Origin of the sequence: Kribbella sp. NPDC058245, from assembly GCF_042882005.1 — a bacterium.
GTDB lineage: Bacteria > Actinomycetota > Actinomycetes > Propionibacteriales > Kribbellaceae > Kribbella.
Genome location: NZ_JBHVWY010000004.1, coordinates 191347 through 209075, shown reverse-complemented (window position 1 = coordinate 209075; position 17729 = coordinate 191347). Strand labels below are relative to the sequence as shown.

General features: G+C 67.5%; 17 protein-coding genes. 10 read left to right on the top strand and 7 right to left on the bottom strand.

Annotation, left to right across the window (positions count from 1 at the left end; genetic code table 11):
- The first annotated feature begins 6 nt into the window (after positions 1-6).
- On the top strand, positions 7-3255 hold the full coding sequence (locus tag ACFVWG_RS10300; protein WP_391542889.1) for an AAA family ATPase: 3249 nt from the start codon (positions 7-9) through the stop codon (positions 3253-3255).
- Entirely contained in the window at positions 3252-4931 is a 1680-nt protein-coding gene (locus ACFVWG_RS10295; RefSeq protein WP_391542888.1) for an ABC transporter, read from the top strand. The genes ACFVWG_RS10300 and ACFVWG_RS10295 overlap by 4 nt, the downstream gene beginning before the upstream one ends.
- Here the strand turns inward: ACFVWG_RS10295 and ACFVWG_RS10290 are convergent.
- A complete protein-coding gene (locus tag ACFVWG_RS10290) occupies positions 4928-6049 on the bottom strand; it encodes an epoxide hydrolase family protein (protein WP_391542887.1) in 1122 nt (373 codons plus the stop codon). The two genes, ACFVWG_RS10295 and ACFVWG_RS10290, sit on opposite strands and share 4 nt — an antisense overlap.
- A 111-nt stretch (positions 6050-6160) precedes the next feature.
- Between ACFVWG_RS10290 and ACFVWG_RS10285 the strand changes: the two genes are divergently transcribed.
- The gene (locus tag ACFVWG_RS10285; RefSeq protein WP_391542886.1) at positions 6161-6637 is read left to right on the top strand and encodes a MarR family winged helix-turn-helix transcriptional regulator; all 477 of its coding nucleotides are present in this window, start codon (positions 6161-6163) and stop codon (positions 6635-6637) included.
- A 70-nt stretch (positions 6638-6707) separates the two neighbouring features.
- Here the strand turns inward: ACFVWG_RS10285 and ACFVWG_RS10280 are convergent, their stop codons facing one another.
- On the bottom strand, positions 6708-7325 hold the full coding sequence (locus tag ACFVWG_RS10280; protein WP_391542885.1) for an SRPBCC family protein: 618 nt from the start codon (positions 7323-7325) through the stop codon (positions 6708-6710).
- Positions 7326-7373: 48 nt separating this feature from the next.
- Entirely contained in the window at positions 7374-7910 is a 537-nt protein-coding gene (locus tag ACFVWG_RS10275; protein ID WP_391542884.1) for a single-stranded DNA-binding protein, read from the bottom strand.
- Between the two features lie 132 nt (positions 7911-8042).
- On the opposite strand from ACFVWG_RS10275, the gene ettA reads away from it, so the two are divergent.
- The 4 genes from ettA (at position 8043) to ACFVWG_RS10255 (ending at position 11371) form a co-directional block, all read left to right on the top strand.
- Positions 8043-9725, top strand: a complete 1683-nt coding sequence (gene ettA, locus ACFVWG_RS10270; protein ID WP_391542883.1) for an energy-dependent translational throttle protein EttA — start codon at positions 8043-8045, stop codon at positions 9723-9725.
- 223 nt (positions 9726-9948) lie between these two features.
- Positions 9949-10287: an ArsR/SmtB family transcription factor gene (locus ACFVWG_RS10265; RefSeq protein ID WP_391542882.1), complete on the top strand. Its 339-nt coding sequence runs from the start codon at positions 9949-9951 to the stop codon at positions 10285-10287.
- The gene (locus ACFVWG_RS10260) at positions 10284-10754 is read left to right on the top strand and encodes an SRPBCC domain-containing protein (RefSeq protein WP_391542881.1); all 471 of its coding nucleotides are present in this window, start codon (positions 10284-10286) and stop codon (positions 10752-10754) included. The genes ACFVWG_RS10265 and ACFVWG_RS10260 overlap by 4 nt, the downstream gene beginning before the upstream one ends.
- Positions 10751-11371: a dihydrofolate reductase family protein gene (locus tag ACFVWG_RS10255; RefSeq protein WP_391542880.1), complete on the top strand. Its 621-nt coding sequence runs from the start codon at positions 10751-10753 to the stop codon at positions 11369-11371. Before ACFVWG_RS10260 ends, ACFVWG_RS10255 begins: the two co-directional genes overlap by 4 nt.
- Here the strand turns inward: ACFVWG_RS10255 and ACFVWG_RS10250 are convergent.
- Together ACFVWG_RS10250 and ACFVWG_RS10245 are read right to left on the bottom strand one after the other, a co-directional pair.
- Entirely contained in the window at positions 11355-12221 is an 867-nt protein-coding gene (locus tag ACFVWG_RS10250) for an aminoglycoside phosphotransferase family protein (RefSeq protein WP_391542879.1), read from the bottom strand. The genes ACFVWG_RS10255 and ACFVWG_RS10250 overlap by 17 nt on opposite strands.
- A gap of 41 nt (positions 12222-12262) precedes the next feature.
- The gene (locus ACFVWG_RS10245) at positions 12263-12697 is read right to left on the bottom strand and encodes a MarR family winged helix-turn-helix transcriptional regulator (protein WP_391542878.1); all 435 of its coding nucleotides are present in this window, start codon (positions 12695-12697) and stop codon (positions 12263-12265) included.
- Between the two features lie 98 nt (positions 12698-12795).
- Here ACFVWG_RS10245 and ACFVWG_RS10240 point away from each other — a divergent pair, with 98 nt between their 5' ends.
- Positions 12796-14148 (top strand): FAD-dependent oxidoreductase, encoded by a 1353-nt coding sequence (locus ACFVWG_RS10240; RefSeq protein WP_391542877.1) that lies wholly within the window; start codon positions 12796-12798, stop codon positions 14146-14148.
- 14 nt (positions 14149-14162) lie between these two features.
- On the opposite strand, the gene ACFVWG_RS10235 is transcribed toward ACFVWG_RS10240, so the two are convergent.
- Positions 14163-14627 (bottom strand): MarR family winged helix-turn-helix transcriptional regulator, encoded by a 465-nt coding sequence (locus ACFVWG_RS10235; protein ID WP_391542876.1) that lies wholly within the window; start codon positions 14625-14627, stop codon positions 14163-14165.
- A gap of 135 nt (positions 14628-14762) precedes the next feature.
- Between ACFVWG_RS10235 and ACFVWG_RS10230 the strand changes: the two genes are divergently transcribed.
- Positions 14763-15329 carry a YceI family protein gene (locus ACFVWG_RS10230; RefSeq protein WP_391542875.1) on the top strand — a complete coding sequence of 189 codons (567 nt, stop codon included), beginning with the start codon at positions 14763-14765 and terminating at the stop codon, positions 15327-15329.
- A gap of 552 nt (positions 15330-15881) precedes the next feature.
- Here the strand turns inward: ACFVWG_RS10230 and ACFVWG_RS10225 are convergent.
- Complete coding sequence (locus tag ACFVWG_RS10225; RefSeq protein WP_391542874.1) at positions 15882-16481, bottom strand: TetR/AcrR family transcriptional regulator; 600 nt, start codon at positions 16479-16481, stop codon at positions 15882-15884.
- Between the two features lie 96 nt (positions 16482-16577).
- Here ACFVWG_RS10225 and ACFVWG_RS10220 point away from each other — a divergent pair, with 96 nt between their 5' ends.
- Positions 16578-17723 (top strand): acyl-CoA dehydrogenase family protein, encoded by a 1146-nt coding sequence (locus ACFVWG_RS10220; protein ID WP_391542873.1) that lies wholly within the window; start codon positions 16578-16580, stop codon positions 17721-17723.
- Positions 17724-17729 lie beyond the last annotated feature (6 nt).

Below are 17729 nucleotides of genomic sequence, written 5' to 3'. Positions count from 1 at the left end.
GACGCCGTGGCTGACATCAAGTCAGCAACTGGTGAAGGTCCGGAGCCACAGGTTCCGGGCCGGGACCAGCCTGCCCAGGAGCTGGCCAACTTGATCGCGCAGTCCGAGGCCGGTGCCAAGGGCAAAGGCTTCTGGCGCCGTCGCAGGCGCAAGAACGCCACCCCCGAGCCCGTCGCGGCTCCGCCGGTGGAGGCTGAGGCGGACGCGAAGCCTGCCGAGCCCGCTGAGGACAAGTCGCCGGAAGCCGCCGAGTCTGCGGTCGATGCGTCGGCGAGCGCTGCCGAGACGGCAAGTGATGAGTCGGTGAGTGATGAGTCGACGTCGACGGAGGGCGCCGAGTCCGCCGACGATGGCGCGGCGAAGGCTGCTGAGTCTGCCGACGTGGCTGCTGAGGAGACCGAGAAGTCGGTCGGTGCGGCAACGGATGCTCCCGCGGATGCTGCTGCCGACGCTGACGCGCCCGAGAGCGACGCCGCGACTGATTCTGCTGACGAGGACGACGAGTCGAGCTCCGTTGCCGGCGCCGAGGCTGCTGAGGGTGATGTGGCCGGGGCAACGAAGTCCGAGGCGGACGACGAAGCGAAGGCTACTGACGAGGCCCAGGCTGATGACACCGCTGCGGCTGAGGAGCCGGAAGAGGCTGAGGAGCCGCCGCGGCTGACTGTCGGGGTGGTGTACGAGCCGGACGAGTCGCCGGACGGGTTCCCGTTGGAGTACGGCAACATCATTGTCGGCCTGCCCAAGCAGGGTGAAGGGTCCTCGGACGACATCGATGAAGCGCGTGCCTACGCCGAAGAGCTCCGCGCCGTCCAGTCGGCCGGTGTTGAGTCGATACAGGTCGAGCCCGCGGACGATGAGGTCGAGGACGAGTCTGAGACTCCGGCCGCCGAGGAGACCGACGAAGCCGCGGCGGAGGCAGCCGGCGATGACGTCGCCGACGAGCCGACCGAGACGGTAGGCACCGACGAGGCCGAGGCCGAGGCTGAAGCTGAGGCGGCGACGGACGAGGCTGCGCCGGCGACGGACGAAGAGGCCGAAGCTGCCGTCGCTGACGACGCTGAGACCACGGAGGTTGTCGCCGAGGAGACTGCGGAGCACGCAGCTGCCGAGGAGACGGCGCCGGAGGCCGAGCAGACGGCGGATGACGCCGAGCCGGAGGCGGAACCGGAGGCTGCGGTCGCCGAGGAGCAGACTGAAGCCGACGAGCAGACCGAAGGTGAGGAGCCGGCGGACAAGGTTGTCGGTGACGAGCCTGCCGAGGCCGTCGCCGACGAGCCCGGCGACGACGCTGCCGAGGAGTCTGGCGAAGAGGTCGCTGAGGTTGCCGGCGAGGACTCCTCCGACGAGTCTGCGGAGGCGACTGCTGAGCAGGCTTCGGAGGATTCGGCTGAGGGTGAGTCGGCGGAGGCTGAGGGTTCTGGCGATGAGGTTGTCGAGGAGCCGGCTGAGGTTGAGCTGACTGCGGAGGAGCTGGCTGAGCGGTTGGCGGCTGAGCAGGCCGCGATGGCTTTGATCACGGCTCTGATGAAGTTGCGGGGTGCGCTGGCCGGGAGCCGGTTGCCTTTGGACGTTGTGGGGGCCGATGAGGCTCGGCAGCAGCAGAAGGCGATGCTGGACCAGCTGGACGACTACATCCTGCCGCGGTTGGTGCAGCTCGAGGCGCCGATTCTGGCGGTCGTCGGTGGATCGACCGGCGCGGGCAAGTCGACGTTGGTGAACTCGGTGATCGGCAAGGTCGTCAGTGAGCCGGGTGTGCTGCGGCCGACGACGCGGTCGCCGGTGCTGATCCATCACCCGGCCGACGCGGACTGGTTCATCGGAGACCGGGTCCTCCCGGGCATGGCGCGGACGACCGCGGAGAGCCCGGGCGGCATGGAGGATCCGGGACAGCTGCGGCTGGTCGCATCCGACACGGTTCCGCGCGGACTCGCGGTCCTGGACGCACCGGACATCGACTCGGTCGTCGAGGCCAACCGTGACCTTGCCACGCAGCTGCTCGCGGCCGCCGATCTCTGGCTGTTCGTCACGACCGCTGCGCGGTACTCGGACGCGGTGCCGTGGGAGTTCCTGCAGAGCGCCTCGGATCGCAGTACGGCGGTCGCCGTGGTGCTCGACCGAGCGCCGGCAGAGACGATCGACGACATCACCGGCCACCTCGCACAGATGTTGCTGGAGCGCGGGCTCGGCGATTCGCCGCTGTTCTCGATCAAGGAGACGGTTGTCGACGGCAACGGAATGCTGCCCGACGAGTCCGTTGCCTCGATCAAGGACTGGCTGGTCGACCTGGCGGCCGACGCCGAAGCCCGGGTCGCGGTCGTGCGCCGTACGCTGCACGGTGCGGTGACCTCGATGGTGAAGACCACGCCGCCGTTCGCTGCGGCGGTTCGGGCGCAGGGTGACACCGCGATCGAACTGCGGTCGAGTGTCGAAGCGGCTTATGACCAAGCGGTCAAGGACATCGCGAACTCGACGCAGGACGCTTCGCTGCTGCGCGGTGAGGTGCTCGCCCGGTGGCAGGAGTTCGTCGGGACCGGCGAGCTGCTCAAGGGTCTGCAGGGAAACTCGAACAAGGTTCGCGACAAGGTCAAGAAGTCGGTCGCCGCTGCCGGTCCGGCGCCGACCCGCGACCTGAACGACGCGATCGAGTCCGGGCTGTCGTCGTTGCTGATCGAGCAGGCCGCGGCCGCTGCCGAGCGCGCGGAGAAGATCTGGCAGGCGACGCCGGCCGGACGCCAGCTCCTCGCCGCGGCCAAGTCCGCACCTGGCGCGGATGACGAGTCGGAGGCGCCGGCCGCGACCGACACCGACATCGTGCTGGGTGCGATGTCGCCGGAGTTCGCGGCGAACGCGGAACGCGCGGTCCGGGAGTGGCAGACCGGGGTCCTCGAACTGGTCCGGAAGGTCGGGACCGAGAAGCGGCTCGCGGCACGCATCCTGGATGCCGGCGTGAACGGGCTGTCGTTGTCGGTGATGGTGGTCCTGTTCGCCGAGAACGCGGGCATTCCGACCGGCGCCGAGGCGAGTATCGGGGTCGGCAGCGCGGTCGTCGGGCAGAAGCTGCTGACCGCGGTCTTCGGCGACGCGGCCGTACAGACCCTGATGTCGAAGTCGCGCGCGGATCTTGACGGTAAGGTTCATGCCTTGATGGATGCCGAATTCGCCCGGTATCTGGCTGTCCTCGACCAGCATCCGGTCGATCCCGAGGCTGCCAGGCAACTGACCGAGGCCGCGCGCGCGGTGGAGGACTGCACGTGACGGAAACGACGGAGACGGTCAAGGGCCCGGTTCGGGCTGCGACCGACGTCCTGACCAAGATCGACGCTCTCGAGAAGGCCGCGACCGCTGGTCAGCGCCGGCTCGATCCGGTGGTGCTGTCCGAGGCCACCCAGATCGTCGACCGCGCCGGGCAACGGCTGCGGATGTCGGGCGAGCTGACCGTGGTCGCACTGGCCGGGGCCACGGGTTCCGGGAAGTCGTCGCTGTTCAACGCGATGACCGGCCTGGACCTGGCCGCGATCGGGACCCGCCGTCCGACCAGCTCGATGCCGCTGGCCTGTGTCTGGGGCGAGGAGCCGGCCAGTGAGGTGCTGAACTGGCTGGGCATCCCGCGCCGGCACCAGGTGCAGCACCGCAGCTCGCTGGAGGACGCGCAGTCGGAGGACCTCGACGGTCTGATCCTGCTCGACCTGCCGGACCACGACTCGATCGAGGTCGAGCACCGGCTGATCGTCGACCGCCTGGTCGAGTTGGTCGACATGCTCGTGTGGGTGGTCGACCCGCAGAAGTACGCCGATGCGGCGCTGCACGATCGCTACATCAAGCCCTACGCCTCGCACTCCGGGGTGATGGTCTTCGCGCTGAACCACGTCGACAAGCTGACGCCGGAGCAGCGGAAGAGCTGTCTGAACGACCTTGAGCGGCTGCTGAAGACCGATGGTCTGAAGACGCCGACGGTCGTCGCGACCTCGGCGGTCAGCGGCGACGGACTGGACGAGGTCCGCGGCCTGCTGGTGAAGCGGGTCAGCAACAAGCGCTCGGCCAAGGAGCGGATCGCCGCCGACGTGGATCGCGTCGCGGACCGGATGGCGAGCCAGTGCGGCACCGCCAAGACCCCGGAGATCGCCGAGGCCGACGTGACCGAGCTGGTCGACGCGCTCTCGGACGCCAGCGGTCTGCCGGTGGTGGTCGATGCCGTCCGTCGTTCCTACCAGCAGCGCGCTCAGGCCGCGACCGGTTGGCCGTTGACGAAGTGGATCGGCCGGTTCCGGCCCGATCCGCTCCGTGGTCTGCAGCTCGACGAGGTCTCCCGCCAGCAGGGCAAGGCATTGCGCAAGTCCGCGACGAGCGAGGTCGCCAGCGCCCGCATTTCGTTGCCTGCGGCAACGCCGGTGCAGCGGGCCCGGATGGACAGCGCCGTGCGCACCATCACCGACCGCGCCGCGGCCGGCTTGTCGCGGCCGTGGGCCGACTCGGTGCGGACCGCGATCCGCCGTCGTGAGGAGTCGCTGGGCGACGAACTCGATCAGGCCGTCGGTCGCACCGACCTGGGCAACACCACCAGCCCGGGTTGGTGGGGTGTGGCGAAGTTCGTCCAGTGGTTGCTGTTCCTGGTGGCGCTCGGTGGCGCGGCCTGGCTGCTCGCCGCCCTGGTGGCACGGATCGCCGATGCCGGCGACGTGCCGCTGCCGGCAGCCGGCGGCATCGCCTACGCCTGGATCATGCTGGTCGGTGGTGCAGCCCTCGGTCTCGGACTGGCGGTGCTGTTCCGGCTGGCTGCTGTCAGTGGTGCGGCTCGGCGCGCTCGCGCGGCCGAGCAGGCCCTGCGCAGTGAGCTCGAGAAGGTTGCCGAGAGCCACGTTGTGGCGCCGGCCCGGACCGAGCTCGAGGCCTACACCACCTGCCGCGACGCCCTCGCGATCGCCCGCGGCTAGGAGGCCAGCGGCTCAAACCGATGGTCTCCTGGCTCAACGGCACCAAGGCCGACGAAGAAGCTGCGGATGTCCGCGGCGAGCAGCTCCGGCACCTCCATCGCAGCGAAGTGACCGCCCCGCTCGAACTCTGACCAGTGCCGGATGTCGTACAGCCGCTCGGCCAGCGGTCGCACCGACTGGGTGATGTCGTGCGGGAGCACCGCGACTCCTACCGGGACCGGGCACGGTTGAGCTCCTCGGGGCGTCTCGTGGTGCAGCCGTGCCGACGATGCCGCGGTCGCCGTCAACCAGTACAGCGCGACACCCGTGAGCAATTGCTCGTCGGTGATGGTCGAGCGCGGGTCCGTCCACTGTGCGAAGCGCTCGGCGATCCAGACCAGCTGGCCGACCGGCGAATCCGTCAGCGCGTACCCGATGGTCTGCGGCGTGAGCGCCTGCAGAGCCTGGTACGGCGGCCGGTTCGCCATCAGCTGCCGGATCTTGTCCAGACGGGCCTCGTCGACATCGGACAGGTCGAGCCCGGCATCCGGATCAGGCCGCGTCGGGAGGTAGTTCACGTGGACGCCGACCACGTGGTCGGCGTCCACCGCTCCGAGCGCCATCGAGATCCCGGAACCGAAATCGCCGCCCTGTGCGCCGTAGCGCTCGTACCCCAGACGCTGCATCAGCTCGGCCCAGGCCCGCGCGATCCGGTTGATGTCCCAGCCGCGCTCCTGGGTCGGCCCGGAGAATCCGTAGCCGGGGATCGACGGAATCACCAGGTGGAAGTCGCGGGACAGAAGCTCGATCACGTCGAGGAACTCCAGGAACGAACCCGGCCAGCCGTGCGTCAGGATCAGCGCGAGCGCATCCGGTCGCGAGGATCTGACATGCACGAAGTGGATGTTCTGACCGTCGATCTCGGTCCGGAAGTGCGGCAGTTCGTTCAAGGCTGCCTCGTGCTTGCGCCAGTCGTAGCCGGTACGCCAGTGGTCGGCCAGCGCCTTGAGACGCGCCAACGGGAAGCCGTAGTCGGACCCGGCGGCGGTCACTTCGTTCGGCCAGCGGGTGCGCGCCAGCCGGTCGGCCAGATCGTCGAGGTCGGCCTGGGGGATGTCGATGCGGAACTGTTCGATCACGATCGTGACTCCTGTACTTCGGGGTTCGGCAAACCGTTAGTCCGACTAACGTTAGTACTCCGAACGATAGCACAATCGTTCGTCGCCCGAACGATTCGTTAGACTCTTCGGATGGAGGACTCCGAGAACGCGGCGCCCAGATGGGCCGGAATGCCCACCTGGCTGCTCGGCCAGACTGCGCAGCACGCCAGTCGCCTGGTGGTTGACGGCTTCTCGTCCGCCGGAGCGCGCGGCTACCACTACCGGGTGCTGGCGACGTTGGATGACTTCGGCCCGGCCAGCCAGGCGACGCTCGGGCGTCGGAGCGGCATTCACCTGAGTGACATGGTCGCGACCGTGAACGAGCTGGCCGAACTCGCGTTCGTCGAGCGGACCGCGGACCCTTCCGATCGCCGACGCAACGTCATCTCGTTGACCACTGCAGGCAAGCGGCAGTTGCGGCGCCTGGAGAATCGGCTGGCGGCCAGCCAGGACGAACTGCTCGCGCCGCTGTCAGTCGAGGAGCGAGCGATTTTGACCGATCTCCTGGCGACGCTGCTCGACCACCACAACCAGCGCGCTGGAATCCCGGAGGAGCGCTGGCGCTGACCGGGAGCCCGGAAGGTGGCGGCCATGACGAGTGGTGCTCCGGGACCAGAGTCTGACTCGAGGTGGAGGCCTAGAGCTCGACGCCAGGAGCGAACTGCGCCATCGAGACCTTGGCGGCCTTGAGCAGGTCTTCCTCCGTCGTCGTGCCGGAGCGGCGAACGACCTCCAGCCACACCCGCACCGACTGTTCGTTGAACTGCAGCATCTCGGGGGAGTCGTGGAACTCGACCGGGCTCCAGTCGACTGGCAGCCGACCCTCGACGTACAAGGCGAGGGCGAGCAATCCGCTGTCCCAGCCAGGGCCGACGTACAGCGCGCCGCCGAGGCCGGGGCCGGGAACGTCGGTCACCACGTGCTCCAGCTCGAGCTCGGTGATCCCCGGCGCCCCGGCGTGCAGGCGAATCTCCAGCAGGCTGTTCGCGCCGCCGTACGTGACTTTGAATCGCTTCGGTGGCTCGCACTCGAGGATGTCGCCGCCGGCCATGTCCTGCAAGGCGAAGCTGCCGCCGACCCGGAAGTCGCCGGTCATCGGCCACATCCAGCGACTCAGCCGCTCCGGGTCGGTGAGGGCGTCCCAGACCTCCTCCGGCACGGCCCGGTAGGCGCGGCGCATCAGCACCGTCGCGTCCTCCCCGGTCCGGCTGACCTCCCGCTGAACGGCGTTGATGTGCTCGAGAATATCGATCATGGAGCTCAGAATGCCGGGCCTCGCTTATATAAGTCAAGGCTGAGATAGTCATGCGGCCTCGGCCTCCTGGGTGCTCGCGGTCAGGGGGAGGGGCCGCGCCGGGAACTCGTCGGGCGGGTACGGCGTGACGAGGTCGGGATCGGGAAGTGAGTGCGCGGCGGCGTCCGACGGGACGGTTTCCGCGGTGGCGCGGCGGAGGGAGTCGGACCAGGCAGCCTCGGCCCGAGGGGCGGACTTGGTGAAGCTGGTCGTGCCTTTGGACAGATCGTGGCCGATGGAGTGGGCGTCCAGGATCACGCGGGAGCGGCGCTCGCCGGCTTCGGTGGTCCACTCCTTGGTGAGCAGCTTGCCGGTGACGATGACCGGCTGGCCGACGTGGACGGATTCGAAGGTGTTCTGCGCGAGGGCACGCCAGCACTCGACGTTGAACCAGGTCGTCGGCCGGTCCGACCAGCCGCGGTCGCCGAGGAACTGCCGGGGTGTCGAGCCGATCCGGAAGGTCACCTGCGGGGTCCGCCCGCCGATCTCCTTGAACTGCGGTTTGCTGCCGACCCAGCCCTGCACTGTCACGTAGGTCTCATTCATCCTGGCCACCGTCCTTTCGCTCGTGGTGTCACCGGAGAAGATGCACGCGACCGGGCCCGGAATCGGCGACGACCTCGGCCCTGTGGACAACCGGTTGGGCTCAGGCGGTACCGAGCGCATAGGCTCTGGGGTATGGCGGAATTCATCTACACCCTTCGCAACGTCCGGAAGGCGTTCGGCGACAAGGTCGTGCTCGACGACGTCACGCTGAACTTCCTGACCGGGGCGAAGATCGGCGTGGTCGGGCCGAACGGCACCGGCAAGTCCTCGCTGTTCAAGATCATGGCCGGGCTCGATCAGGCGTCCAACGGTGAGGCCCGGCTGGCCGAGGACGCGACGGTGGGGATCCTGCTGCAGGAGCCGCCGCTGACCGAGGGCAAGACCGTGCTGCAGAACGTCGAGGAAGGGGTCGGCGACACCAAGCAGAAGCTCGACCGCTTCAACGAGATCTCCGCCGAGCTGGCCGACCCGGACGCGGACTACGACACGCTGCTCGCCGAGATGGGCGACCTGCAGACCGAGCTCGACCACCGCAACGCGTGGGACGTCGACGCGCAGCTCGAGCAGGCGATGGACGCCCTGCGGTGCCCGCCGGCCGACGTACTGGTCGACAACCTGTCCGGTGGTGAGCGCCGCCGGGTCGCGCTCTGCAAGCTGCTGCTGCAGCAGCCCGACCTGCTGCTCCTCGACGAGCCCACCAACCACCTGGACGCGGAGTCCGTGCTGTGGCTGGAGCAGCACCTGCAGAAGTACCCGGGCGCCGTCCTGGCGATCACCCACGACCGGTACTTCCTGGACAACGTCGCCGAGTGGATCCTGGAAATGGACCGCGGCAAGACCTACGGGTACGAGGGCAACTACTCGAAGTACCTGGAGACCAAGCAGCAGCGCCTCGTGGTCGAGGGCCAGAAGGACGCGAAGCGGCAGAAGATCCTGGAGCGCGAGCTCGAGTGGGTCCGGTCGAACGCGAAGGCCCGGCAGACCAAGAGCAAGTCCCGGCTGGCCCGCTACGAGGAGCTCGCGGCCGAGGCCGAGCGGTCCAAGAAGCTGGACATCGACGAGATCAACATCCCCGCCGGTCCGCGACTGGGCAGCACCGTCCTCGAGGTCTCCAAGCTGGAGAAGGGGTTCGGCGACCGCAAGCTGATCGACGGCCTGGGCTTCAGCCTGCCGCGCGCCGGCATCGTCGGTATCGTCGGCCCGAACGGCGTCGGCAAGTCGACCCTGTTCCGGATGATCGTCGGCGAGGAGACCCCCGACGCGGGCAGCCTCAAGCTCGGTGAGACGGTCAAGATCTCGTACGTCGACCAGTCGCGCGGCGGCCTGGACCCGAAGAAGACGGTCTGGCAGCAGGTCTCCGACGAGCTCGACTACATCAAGGTCGCGAACTTCGAGATGCCGAGCCGCGCCTATGTCGCCTCGTTCGGCTTCAAGGGCCCGGACCAGCAGAAGCCGACCGGCGTCCTGTCCGGCGGTGAGCGCAACCGGCTGAACCTGGCCCTGACCCTGAAGATGGGCGGCAACCTGCTGCTCCTCGACGAGCCGACCAACGACCTGGACGTCGAGACCCTGCAGTCCCTCGAAGACGCCCTCCTCGAGTTCCCCGGCTGCGCCGTGGTCGTCTCCCACGACCGGTGGTTCCTCGACCGCGTCGCCACCCACATCCTGGCCTGGGAAGGAACCGACGACAACCCGGCCAACTGGTTCTGGTTCGAAGGCAACTTCGCGTCGTACGAGGCCAACAAGATCGAGCGCCTCGGCCCCGAGGCCGCCCGCCCGCACCGGGTGACGCACCGCAAGCTCACGCGCGACTGATCGCAGTACATGCGAGGACCCGTCTCCGATTCGGAGGCGGGTCCTTTCGCGTCGCGGTCGCTGGTGGCCTGGCCGGGCGGCTAACGTCCGAAAACGCGCCGACCACGTGCTGCGATTGTTCGGACGTTAGCTTGGCGGCCGTGTGATGGACTCGACTCCCTAGTTGGCCGGGCCGATAGTTAGCCCTTGCGCTAAGTGTGTGGAGCGGTTAATACTTAGCTTCATGGCACAGTATTCGGTCGAGGTCGACGGGGTGTTCGTCGCGCTGGCGGATCCGACGCGGCGGGATGTGATCCGGCGGCTCGGGCGCGGGCCGACGAGCGTGGGGGAGCTGGCGGCGGGGTTTCCGATGACGCTGCCGTCGTTCATGAAGCATGTCCGGACGCTGGAGGCGAACGGGCTGATCCGGACGGTCAAGACCGGTCGGGTGCGGACCTGTGTGCTGAACCGGGAGCGGCTGCAGCTGGTCGACAACTGGCTGGATGAGCAGCGGCGGATCTGGGAAGACCGCACCGACCGGCTCGAACGTTTCGTCACCGATCTGCAGGAGGACCAGCAATGAACCCCGATCTCGATCTCACCCTGGAACGGATCATTCGGGCGCCGCGCGCGGTGGTGTGGAGTGCGTGGACCGACCCGGCGAAGTTTGTGCAGTGGTGGGTTCCGGCGCCGATGCTGTGCCGGGTCGAGCGCTTCGAGGCGCGGTCCGGTGGTGCGCTGGTGACGCGGATGAGCGAGGACGGCGTGGAGTTCGTGCCGCAGCTCGACGCGACCTTCCTGGTCGTCGAGGAGCTCGAGCGGATCGTCTTCACCAATGCGATCGACAGCGCCTGGCGGCCGGCGAATCCGGAGCCGGTGACGATGGCGGCCGAGATCACGTTGGCCGATCATGCGGACGGTACGGCGTACCGCGCCGTCGTACGGCATGCTGATCCGGCCTCGCGGAAACTCCATGCTGCGTTGGGGTTTGCGGACGGTTGGGGGACCGTGACCAAGCAGCTCGCTGACTTGGTGGAGGAGCTGCGATGAAGCTCGTGCTGACAGAGTTCGTGACGCTGGATGGCGTCAGCCAAGGCCCTGGCTCGCCGACCGAGGACACGAGCGACGGCTTCTCCCGGGGTGGATGGCTGGTCCCGTTCATTGACGAGGCGTTTGTACGGCGGACTGTCGCGTGGCTGGCGTTGGCCGACGGGCTGCTGCTCGGGCGGCGCACGTATGACGCGTTCGCGCGCGACTGGCCGCAGATCACGGATCCCGACGACCCGTTCACCGAGCGGATGAACGCGCTCCCGAAGTACGTCGTGAGCAGCACGCTGACCGAAGGCGGTTGGCAGCCGACGACCATCCTGAAACACCTCGAAGGCGTTGCAGAGCTGAAGAAGCAGCCGGGCAACGAACTACAGATCCACGGCAGTGCCAAGCTCGCCAATGCGTTGCTGGGTGCCGGTCTGGTGGATCTCGTGCGGTTGGTGGTGGCGCCGACGGTGATCGGAGCTGGGCGGCGGCTGTTCGAGCACCCGGCTGACACCGCCGGGCTGAGGCTGACGAAGCATGCGGCGACGCCGAGCGGTCTGTTGTTGCTCGAGTACGAGACCGTCGGCGCCGCACCGGTGGCGGAGTATGAAGGCGTTACTGCGTTCGTGTGAGGTAGTCGTCGAGGACGCGGTCGATCACCGTGAAATCAGAGGTGATGAGCGCCTTCCAAAGCGCCCAGCCGCGGGCGCGCGCCCAGGTGTCCGCATCCTGCTGAACGGCCGCGCGGAACGCTTCGCGGGATGAGCCGGTGAAGAAGGTGTAGGCGATCACGAGGTCGCAGGCCGGATCGCCGACGCCTGAGGTGCCGAAGTCGATGACGGCCGACAGCCGGCCGTCCTGGACCAACAGGTTGCCGTGGGCAATATCTCCGTGGAACCAGACCGGCGGCCGGTCCCATGAGCTGGCGAGCGCGGCGTCCCAGACCTCGCGGGCCAGGTCGGCGTTGATTCGATCCTTCAATGCAGCAAGGGCTTCGAGGGTCTCGGAGTGGTAGTGCGCGGGCGGCGCGCCGCGGTAGAAGCTGTGCGCGCCGGCCAACGGCCCGCCGGTCGCATCGCACTGCTGTAGTGCCAGGATGAAGTCCGCGATCGCGCGAGCGAATCCATCGAGATCGCTCACCGTCTGCACCGATGCCGTGGAGCCGTCGAGCCATCGCCGGACGGCCCAGGGGTGTGGATAACCGTGGCCGGGCTCACCCTTGGCGACTGCCTCGGGGATGGCGACCGGAAGAGATGGCGCCAGAATCGGTAGCCAGTGATGCTCTTTGTCGATCGCGGCCACGTACGACGCGGCAGTGGGTAGGCGAACCGTCAGTTCGGAGCCGAGCCGGTACGTGCGGTTGTCCCAGCCCTCGACCTTCACCGGGGTAATCGGCAGTTCGGCCCAGTGCGGGAACTGGTCGGCGAGCAATCGCCGGACAAGATCGGCCGTGATCCCGGCGCGACCGTCATGGTTCGTCATGGCTCGAGTCTCGCGGAAGGTGGCGAGGCCGGACCAACGGTTTAGTCGGCGGCTAAAGAGTCGGACAGGAACGCGAGGATCGTCCGCAGTTCGTCGTCAGTGCGGCTCGCCAGGACGGACTGCATGCGCGCGCCCTGTTCGGCGTACAGGGGCATGAAGGTCTCCTGGATCGCCTCCAGCGACGGCGTCACCACCACCTTGCGGCGGTCGGACGGATCGGCCGCGCGGGTGACGAAGCCGTGTGCCTCGAGGCGGTCGATCACGCCGGTGACCGTGCCGGAGGTGAGGCCGCTGAACTCCGCGAGCTGTCGCGGGCTGAGCGGGCCGTGCGTCTGCAGCAGCGTCATGAACTGCGAGTCGCTGGCGCCGAGTCCGAGCTTGGCGGAGACGGAGTGGTTGAACAGGATCACGTCCGCGATGAACCGGATCATCTGCTGCTGGATCCCCGCGGCGAGCTCTTCTCTGGCATCGGTCATGGTCCGCCTCAGCATAGTGGGCTTGCTTTTCTCTCGGATCTCCAAGATACTCGGATTAACAAGATATTTGAAGATCCGAGATAACAGGGAGCGGGACTATGAAGGTGAAGGTGTTGGTGATCGGTGGCGGGACCGGCGGGCTCGCGTTGGCCCACGGACTGCTGCGGGCCGGGATCGAGGTGGCGGTGTTCGAGCGCGACGCGCTGCGCACCGACGGTCTGCACGGCTACCGGGTCGGCATCGACCCGGACGGCAGCCGGGCGCTGCACGCGCTGCTGCCGCCGGAGCTGTACGACACGTTCGTGGCCACCAGGGCGCGCGACCCGAAGTACTTCAACATGCTCACCGAGGACCTCAAGGAGGTCCTGTCGATGGACCTCCCGCCCGTCACCGACCCGATCGCGAGTGAGAAGTCGATCAGCCGGATGACGATGCGGCAGGTGCTGCTGACCGGCCTGGACGACGTCGTTCAGTACGGCAAGGAGTTCACCCGCTTCGAGCAGCACGGCGACGAGGTGACGGCCTACTTCGCCGACGGTACGACGGCCACCGGCGATCTCCTGGTCGCGGCCGACGGCTCTGGTTCCCGGGTACGGCGGCAGTACCTCCCGCACGCGAAGACGGAGGAGACCGGGATCATCTCGATCGCCGGCAAGCTGCCGATCACCGCGGAGAGCGCCAAGCTGGTGCCGCCGAAGGTGTTCGAGGGGATCAGCATGGTGAGCGCGCCGCACGGATTCGGCTGCATCCTGCACGTGATGGAGTTCCAGTGGGACCGCGACGGCAAGGTCAAGAGCGGTATCGGCGGGAACACCGAGGAGCTGATCCGGCAGTGGCCGGGCCTGCAGTTCGACAACACTCGCGACTACATGAACTGGGGTCTGTGGGCGACCAAAGACAAGTTCCCGGCGAACATCATGGAGCTGCGCGGCCGTGAGCTGGTCGAGGTCGCGCTGCAGCTCACGCCCGGCTGGCACCCTGACCTGCGCAAGCTGTTCGAGCTGACCGATGTGGGCACGTGCTTCCCGATCAACATCTGGACCTCAGTGCCGGTCGAGCCGTGGGAGACCACCAACGTCACCCTGCTCGGGGATGCGATCCACACCATGACGCCGGGTCGCGGAGTCGGCGCGAACACCGCCCTGCGGGATGCCGTGAACCTCTGCCGCCAGCTGGTCGAGGTCCGTGACGGACGGCGTGAGCTGATCCCCGCGATCCACGACTATGAGGCCAAGATGATCGAGTACGGCTTCGACGCCGTACTGAAGTCCCGTGCGCAGATGACCTCCGACGACCCGGCGCACAAGCCGGTCATCGGCCGGGTCGCGCTGGCCGGCATGCGCACGGTGATGCGGACGATCAACAACGTGCCGCCGCTCAAGCGCCGGATGCGTGAATCGATGCTCGCCTACCGCGGTGCCGACCGGGACGAGCTGGAGCTGAAGCTCTAACTAGTGCCGAATGATTAGTGCTGGCCAACGTGCTCGGCGACGGCGTCGAAGACCCGTCCGATCGCGGCGAAGTCCTCAGGGCTCGCCAGATCGACCAGGTTCTCCCGGACGCTCTCCACGTGGGTCGGTGCCGCCTCCACCAGCAGGCTGTGGCCGGCCTCGGTCAGCTCGGCCCAGACGCCACGCTTGTCGCTCGTGCACGACGTACGCCGTACCAGCTCGGCTGCTTCCAGCCGGCCGATGGTGTGCGTCAGCCGGGAGCGGCTCTGGTGCAGGCGGTCGGCCAGGTCGGCCATCCGCAGCCGCCGGTCGGGCGACTCCGACAGCCGGACCAGGATCTCGTAGTCGTTGATTCCGATGCCGAAGCGGCGGAGCTCGTCATCCAGCTTCGCCATCAAGCGCGCGGTGCCCAGCAGGTACGCGCGCCACGCCACCTGCTGCTCTGCGTTCAGCCAGCGAGTCTCAGTCGTCGTCTCCACGTGCACCAGTGTACCGGGAATGTAATTGACTTTTAAACCGTTAATCCGTAGCGTCGTGGTCATCAGGTTGACGCAACAACCTGAGCTGGACCAGACCCCCCGGACACACCCCCTGTACTCCGCTGAGAGGACCTCATGACCGAGACTGCCACCACCCCCACCACCACGATCCCCGGCCTGGTTTCCGGGACCTACGCCCTGGACGCCGCGCACACCGAGATCGGTTTCACCGTGCGGCACCTGATGACCAAGGTGCGTGGCACCTTCCAGGAGTTCAGCGGCGAGATCGTCGTCAAGGACACCCTCGAGGACTCGACCGCGAACGTCACCGTCGAGCTCGCCTCGGTGCACACCCGCAACGACCAGCGCGACGGCCACCTGCGCTCCGGTGACTTCTTCGACGCCGAGAACACCCCGAAGATGACGTTCGTGAGCACGGCGCTGAAGGCCGAGGGCGAGGACTACATCCTGGCCGGCGACCTCACCATCAAGGACGTCACCAAGCCGATCGAGCTCGCGTTCGAGTTCCTCGGTGTCGACCAGAACGCCTACGGCCAGACCATCCTCGGCTTCGAGGCCTCCGCGTCGATCAGCCGCAAGGAGTGGGGCATCGACTTCAACATCCCGCTCGAGGGCGGCAAGCTCCTGATCGGCGACAAGGTGGACATCCACCTCGACGTCCAGGCCGCACTGCAGGCCTGAGTCACGGCAACTGAGCTCTTGAAAGAAGCCCCGCATCCAGGTGGGATGCGGGGTTTTCTGGCTCTCCTGACTGATCCGTGCGTTGGCGAGTTGCCGCCGGTGCCACTCGACGGGGGCTCGGCGCTCGGCCGGTCCCTGCGTCGCCGAGTGGAAGAAGTTTGCAGCCAGAAATCGATATCCGACAGCACGGTACTTCCAGTCGAGGACACACGCCCCCAGTCGCCGATCCCACCGGAATCCCCGTTCGGTCGACCGCGTACACCGTCCCCGCGCGAGCCACTCAGCCCGCAAACCCCGCACCAACAGGGCTCACCACAATCAACGTCCGAAGAACCGGAGGCGGGCTCTCCGATCGTTCGGACGTTACTGCTGGTCCGAGGTTAACGTCCGAAGAACCGGAGGGGGGCTCTCCGATCCTTCGGACGTTAGCGCGGTGCGTTCGGCTCCCCGAAGTGGGTGGTCGGGGCGAGGGCTTGGGGGAGTCCTGCCTGCCGATTCTGGTTGGCGGCGCTCCCCAAACCGGTTAAAGGGATACGGCTGGGGCAGGGCTTCTTATGCCTGGACCATCCGGTGTGCCAGGTCGGCGTACAGCTTGCCGAGGGCGTCCGGATCGCCGCGATGCGGCGTGTACCACCGCGCCACATCGATAGCCAGTGACAGTACGGCGAGCGTCGTACCAGGCAGGTCCGGTACGGCGAACGATCCATCCTGTACGCCGTCCGCCAGCACCTGCTCGATTTGAGTGGAGATGGCCCGGCGAATCGTCGCCACCTCGGCCAGGTGCTCGGGGGAGAGCGCACTCAGTTCGTACTGCACCACGTGCGCGATGGTGTGGTGGCGCGCATGCCATGCGGTGAAGGCCGCGACAAGTGCGCGGAGCCGGTCGGCCGGCGTACCGGCGTGGTCTGCGGAACGCAGTACGTCGAGAGCTGCGTTGTGGCCGTAGAGGCTGATCTCGAAGAGCAGCCGCTCCTTGGACGGGTAGTGCACGTACAGCGCGGCCGGACTCATCCCGGCGCGCGAAGCGATGTCCCGGGTGGTCGTGGCCTGGAAGCCGCGCTCGGCGAACGCGTCGATGGCGCCCCGAAGCAGCCGACGGGCGGCTGCGGGCTCGACATGCTCCCATTCGAGGGAACCGGTGACTGTGGACACGTTGACACCCTGCACCAAAAGCGTGAAGCTAAGCAAGCGCTTAGCGAAGCGAAAAATGCAACACTGCGCCATACATCTCACGCCGGGGAGTTCACGATGGACCGCGTCATCTTCAACGAGGATCACCACGCCTTCCGCCGGAGTGCGAAGGAGTACTGCGACCGGTCGCTGGTCCCGCGGATGGAGCAGTTCCTCGAGGAGAAGACGATCGAGCGCGCCGCCTGGCTCGAGGCCGGCAAGCAGGGCTTCCTCGGTCTCGACGTCCCCGAGGAGTACGGCGGCTCCAGCGTCGGCGACTACCGGTTCAACCAGGTGTTCGCCGAGGAGGTCTCGAAGGTCTCCGCGTCGCTGTCGAGCTGCTTCGGCATCCATTACGACTGTGCCGCGCCGTACTTCGTCGACCTCGGTACCGAGGAGCAGAAGCAGCGCTGGCTGCCCAAGTTCTGCTCCGGCGAGTACGTCGCCGCGATCGGGATGACCGAGCCGTCGGGTGGCTCCGACCTGGCCGCGCTGAAGACGACCGCGAAGAAGGCCGACGGCGGCTGGGTGCTGAACGGGTCCAAGACCTTCATCACCAACGGCGACATGGCCGATCTCGTCATCGTGGCCGCCCGGACCACCCCGGAGAAGGGCGCGAAGGGCATCACGCTGTTCGTCGTCGAGGAGGGCATGGAGGGTTTCGCCCGCGGGCGCAAGCTGGACAAGGTCGGCCAGACCGAGTCCGGTACCTCGGAGCTCTTCTTCGAGGACCTCTTCGTTGCCGATGACAACGTTCTCGGCGAGCTCGACCGCGGCTTCATCCACATGATGGAGCGGCTCGCGCAGGAGCGGATCGGCGCCGCGGTGTCGAACATCGCGCACGCCGCGCAGATCCTCGACGAGACCATCGAGTACGTGAAGCAGCGCAAGGCCTTCGGCCAGCCGGTCGGCTCGTTCCAGTACAACAAGTTCCTGATCGCCGAGCTGGTCACCAAGGTCGAGGTCACCCAGGCGTACGTCGACAACGGCGTGGTCGCGCACGACGAGAACCGGCTGACCGCCGTCGACGCCGCCAAGACCAAGTGGTGGAGCGCCCACGTGCAGAACGAGGTGCTGGACGCCTGCGTGCAGCTGCACGGCGGCTACGGCTACATGAACGAGTACCGGGTGGCCCGGGCCTGGCGCGATGCGCGCGTCACCAAGATCTGGGCGGGATCGAACGAGATCATGAAGGAACTCATCGGCCGCGACCTCGGCCTGTAGAAGGAG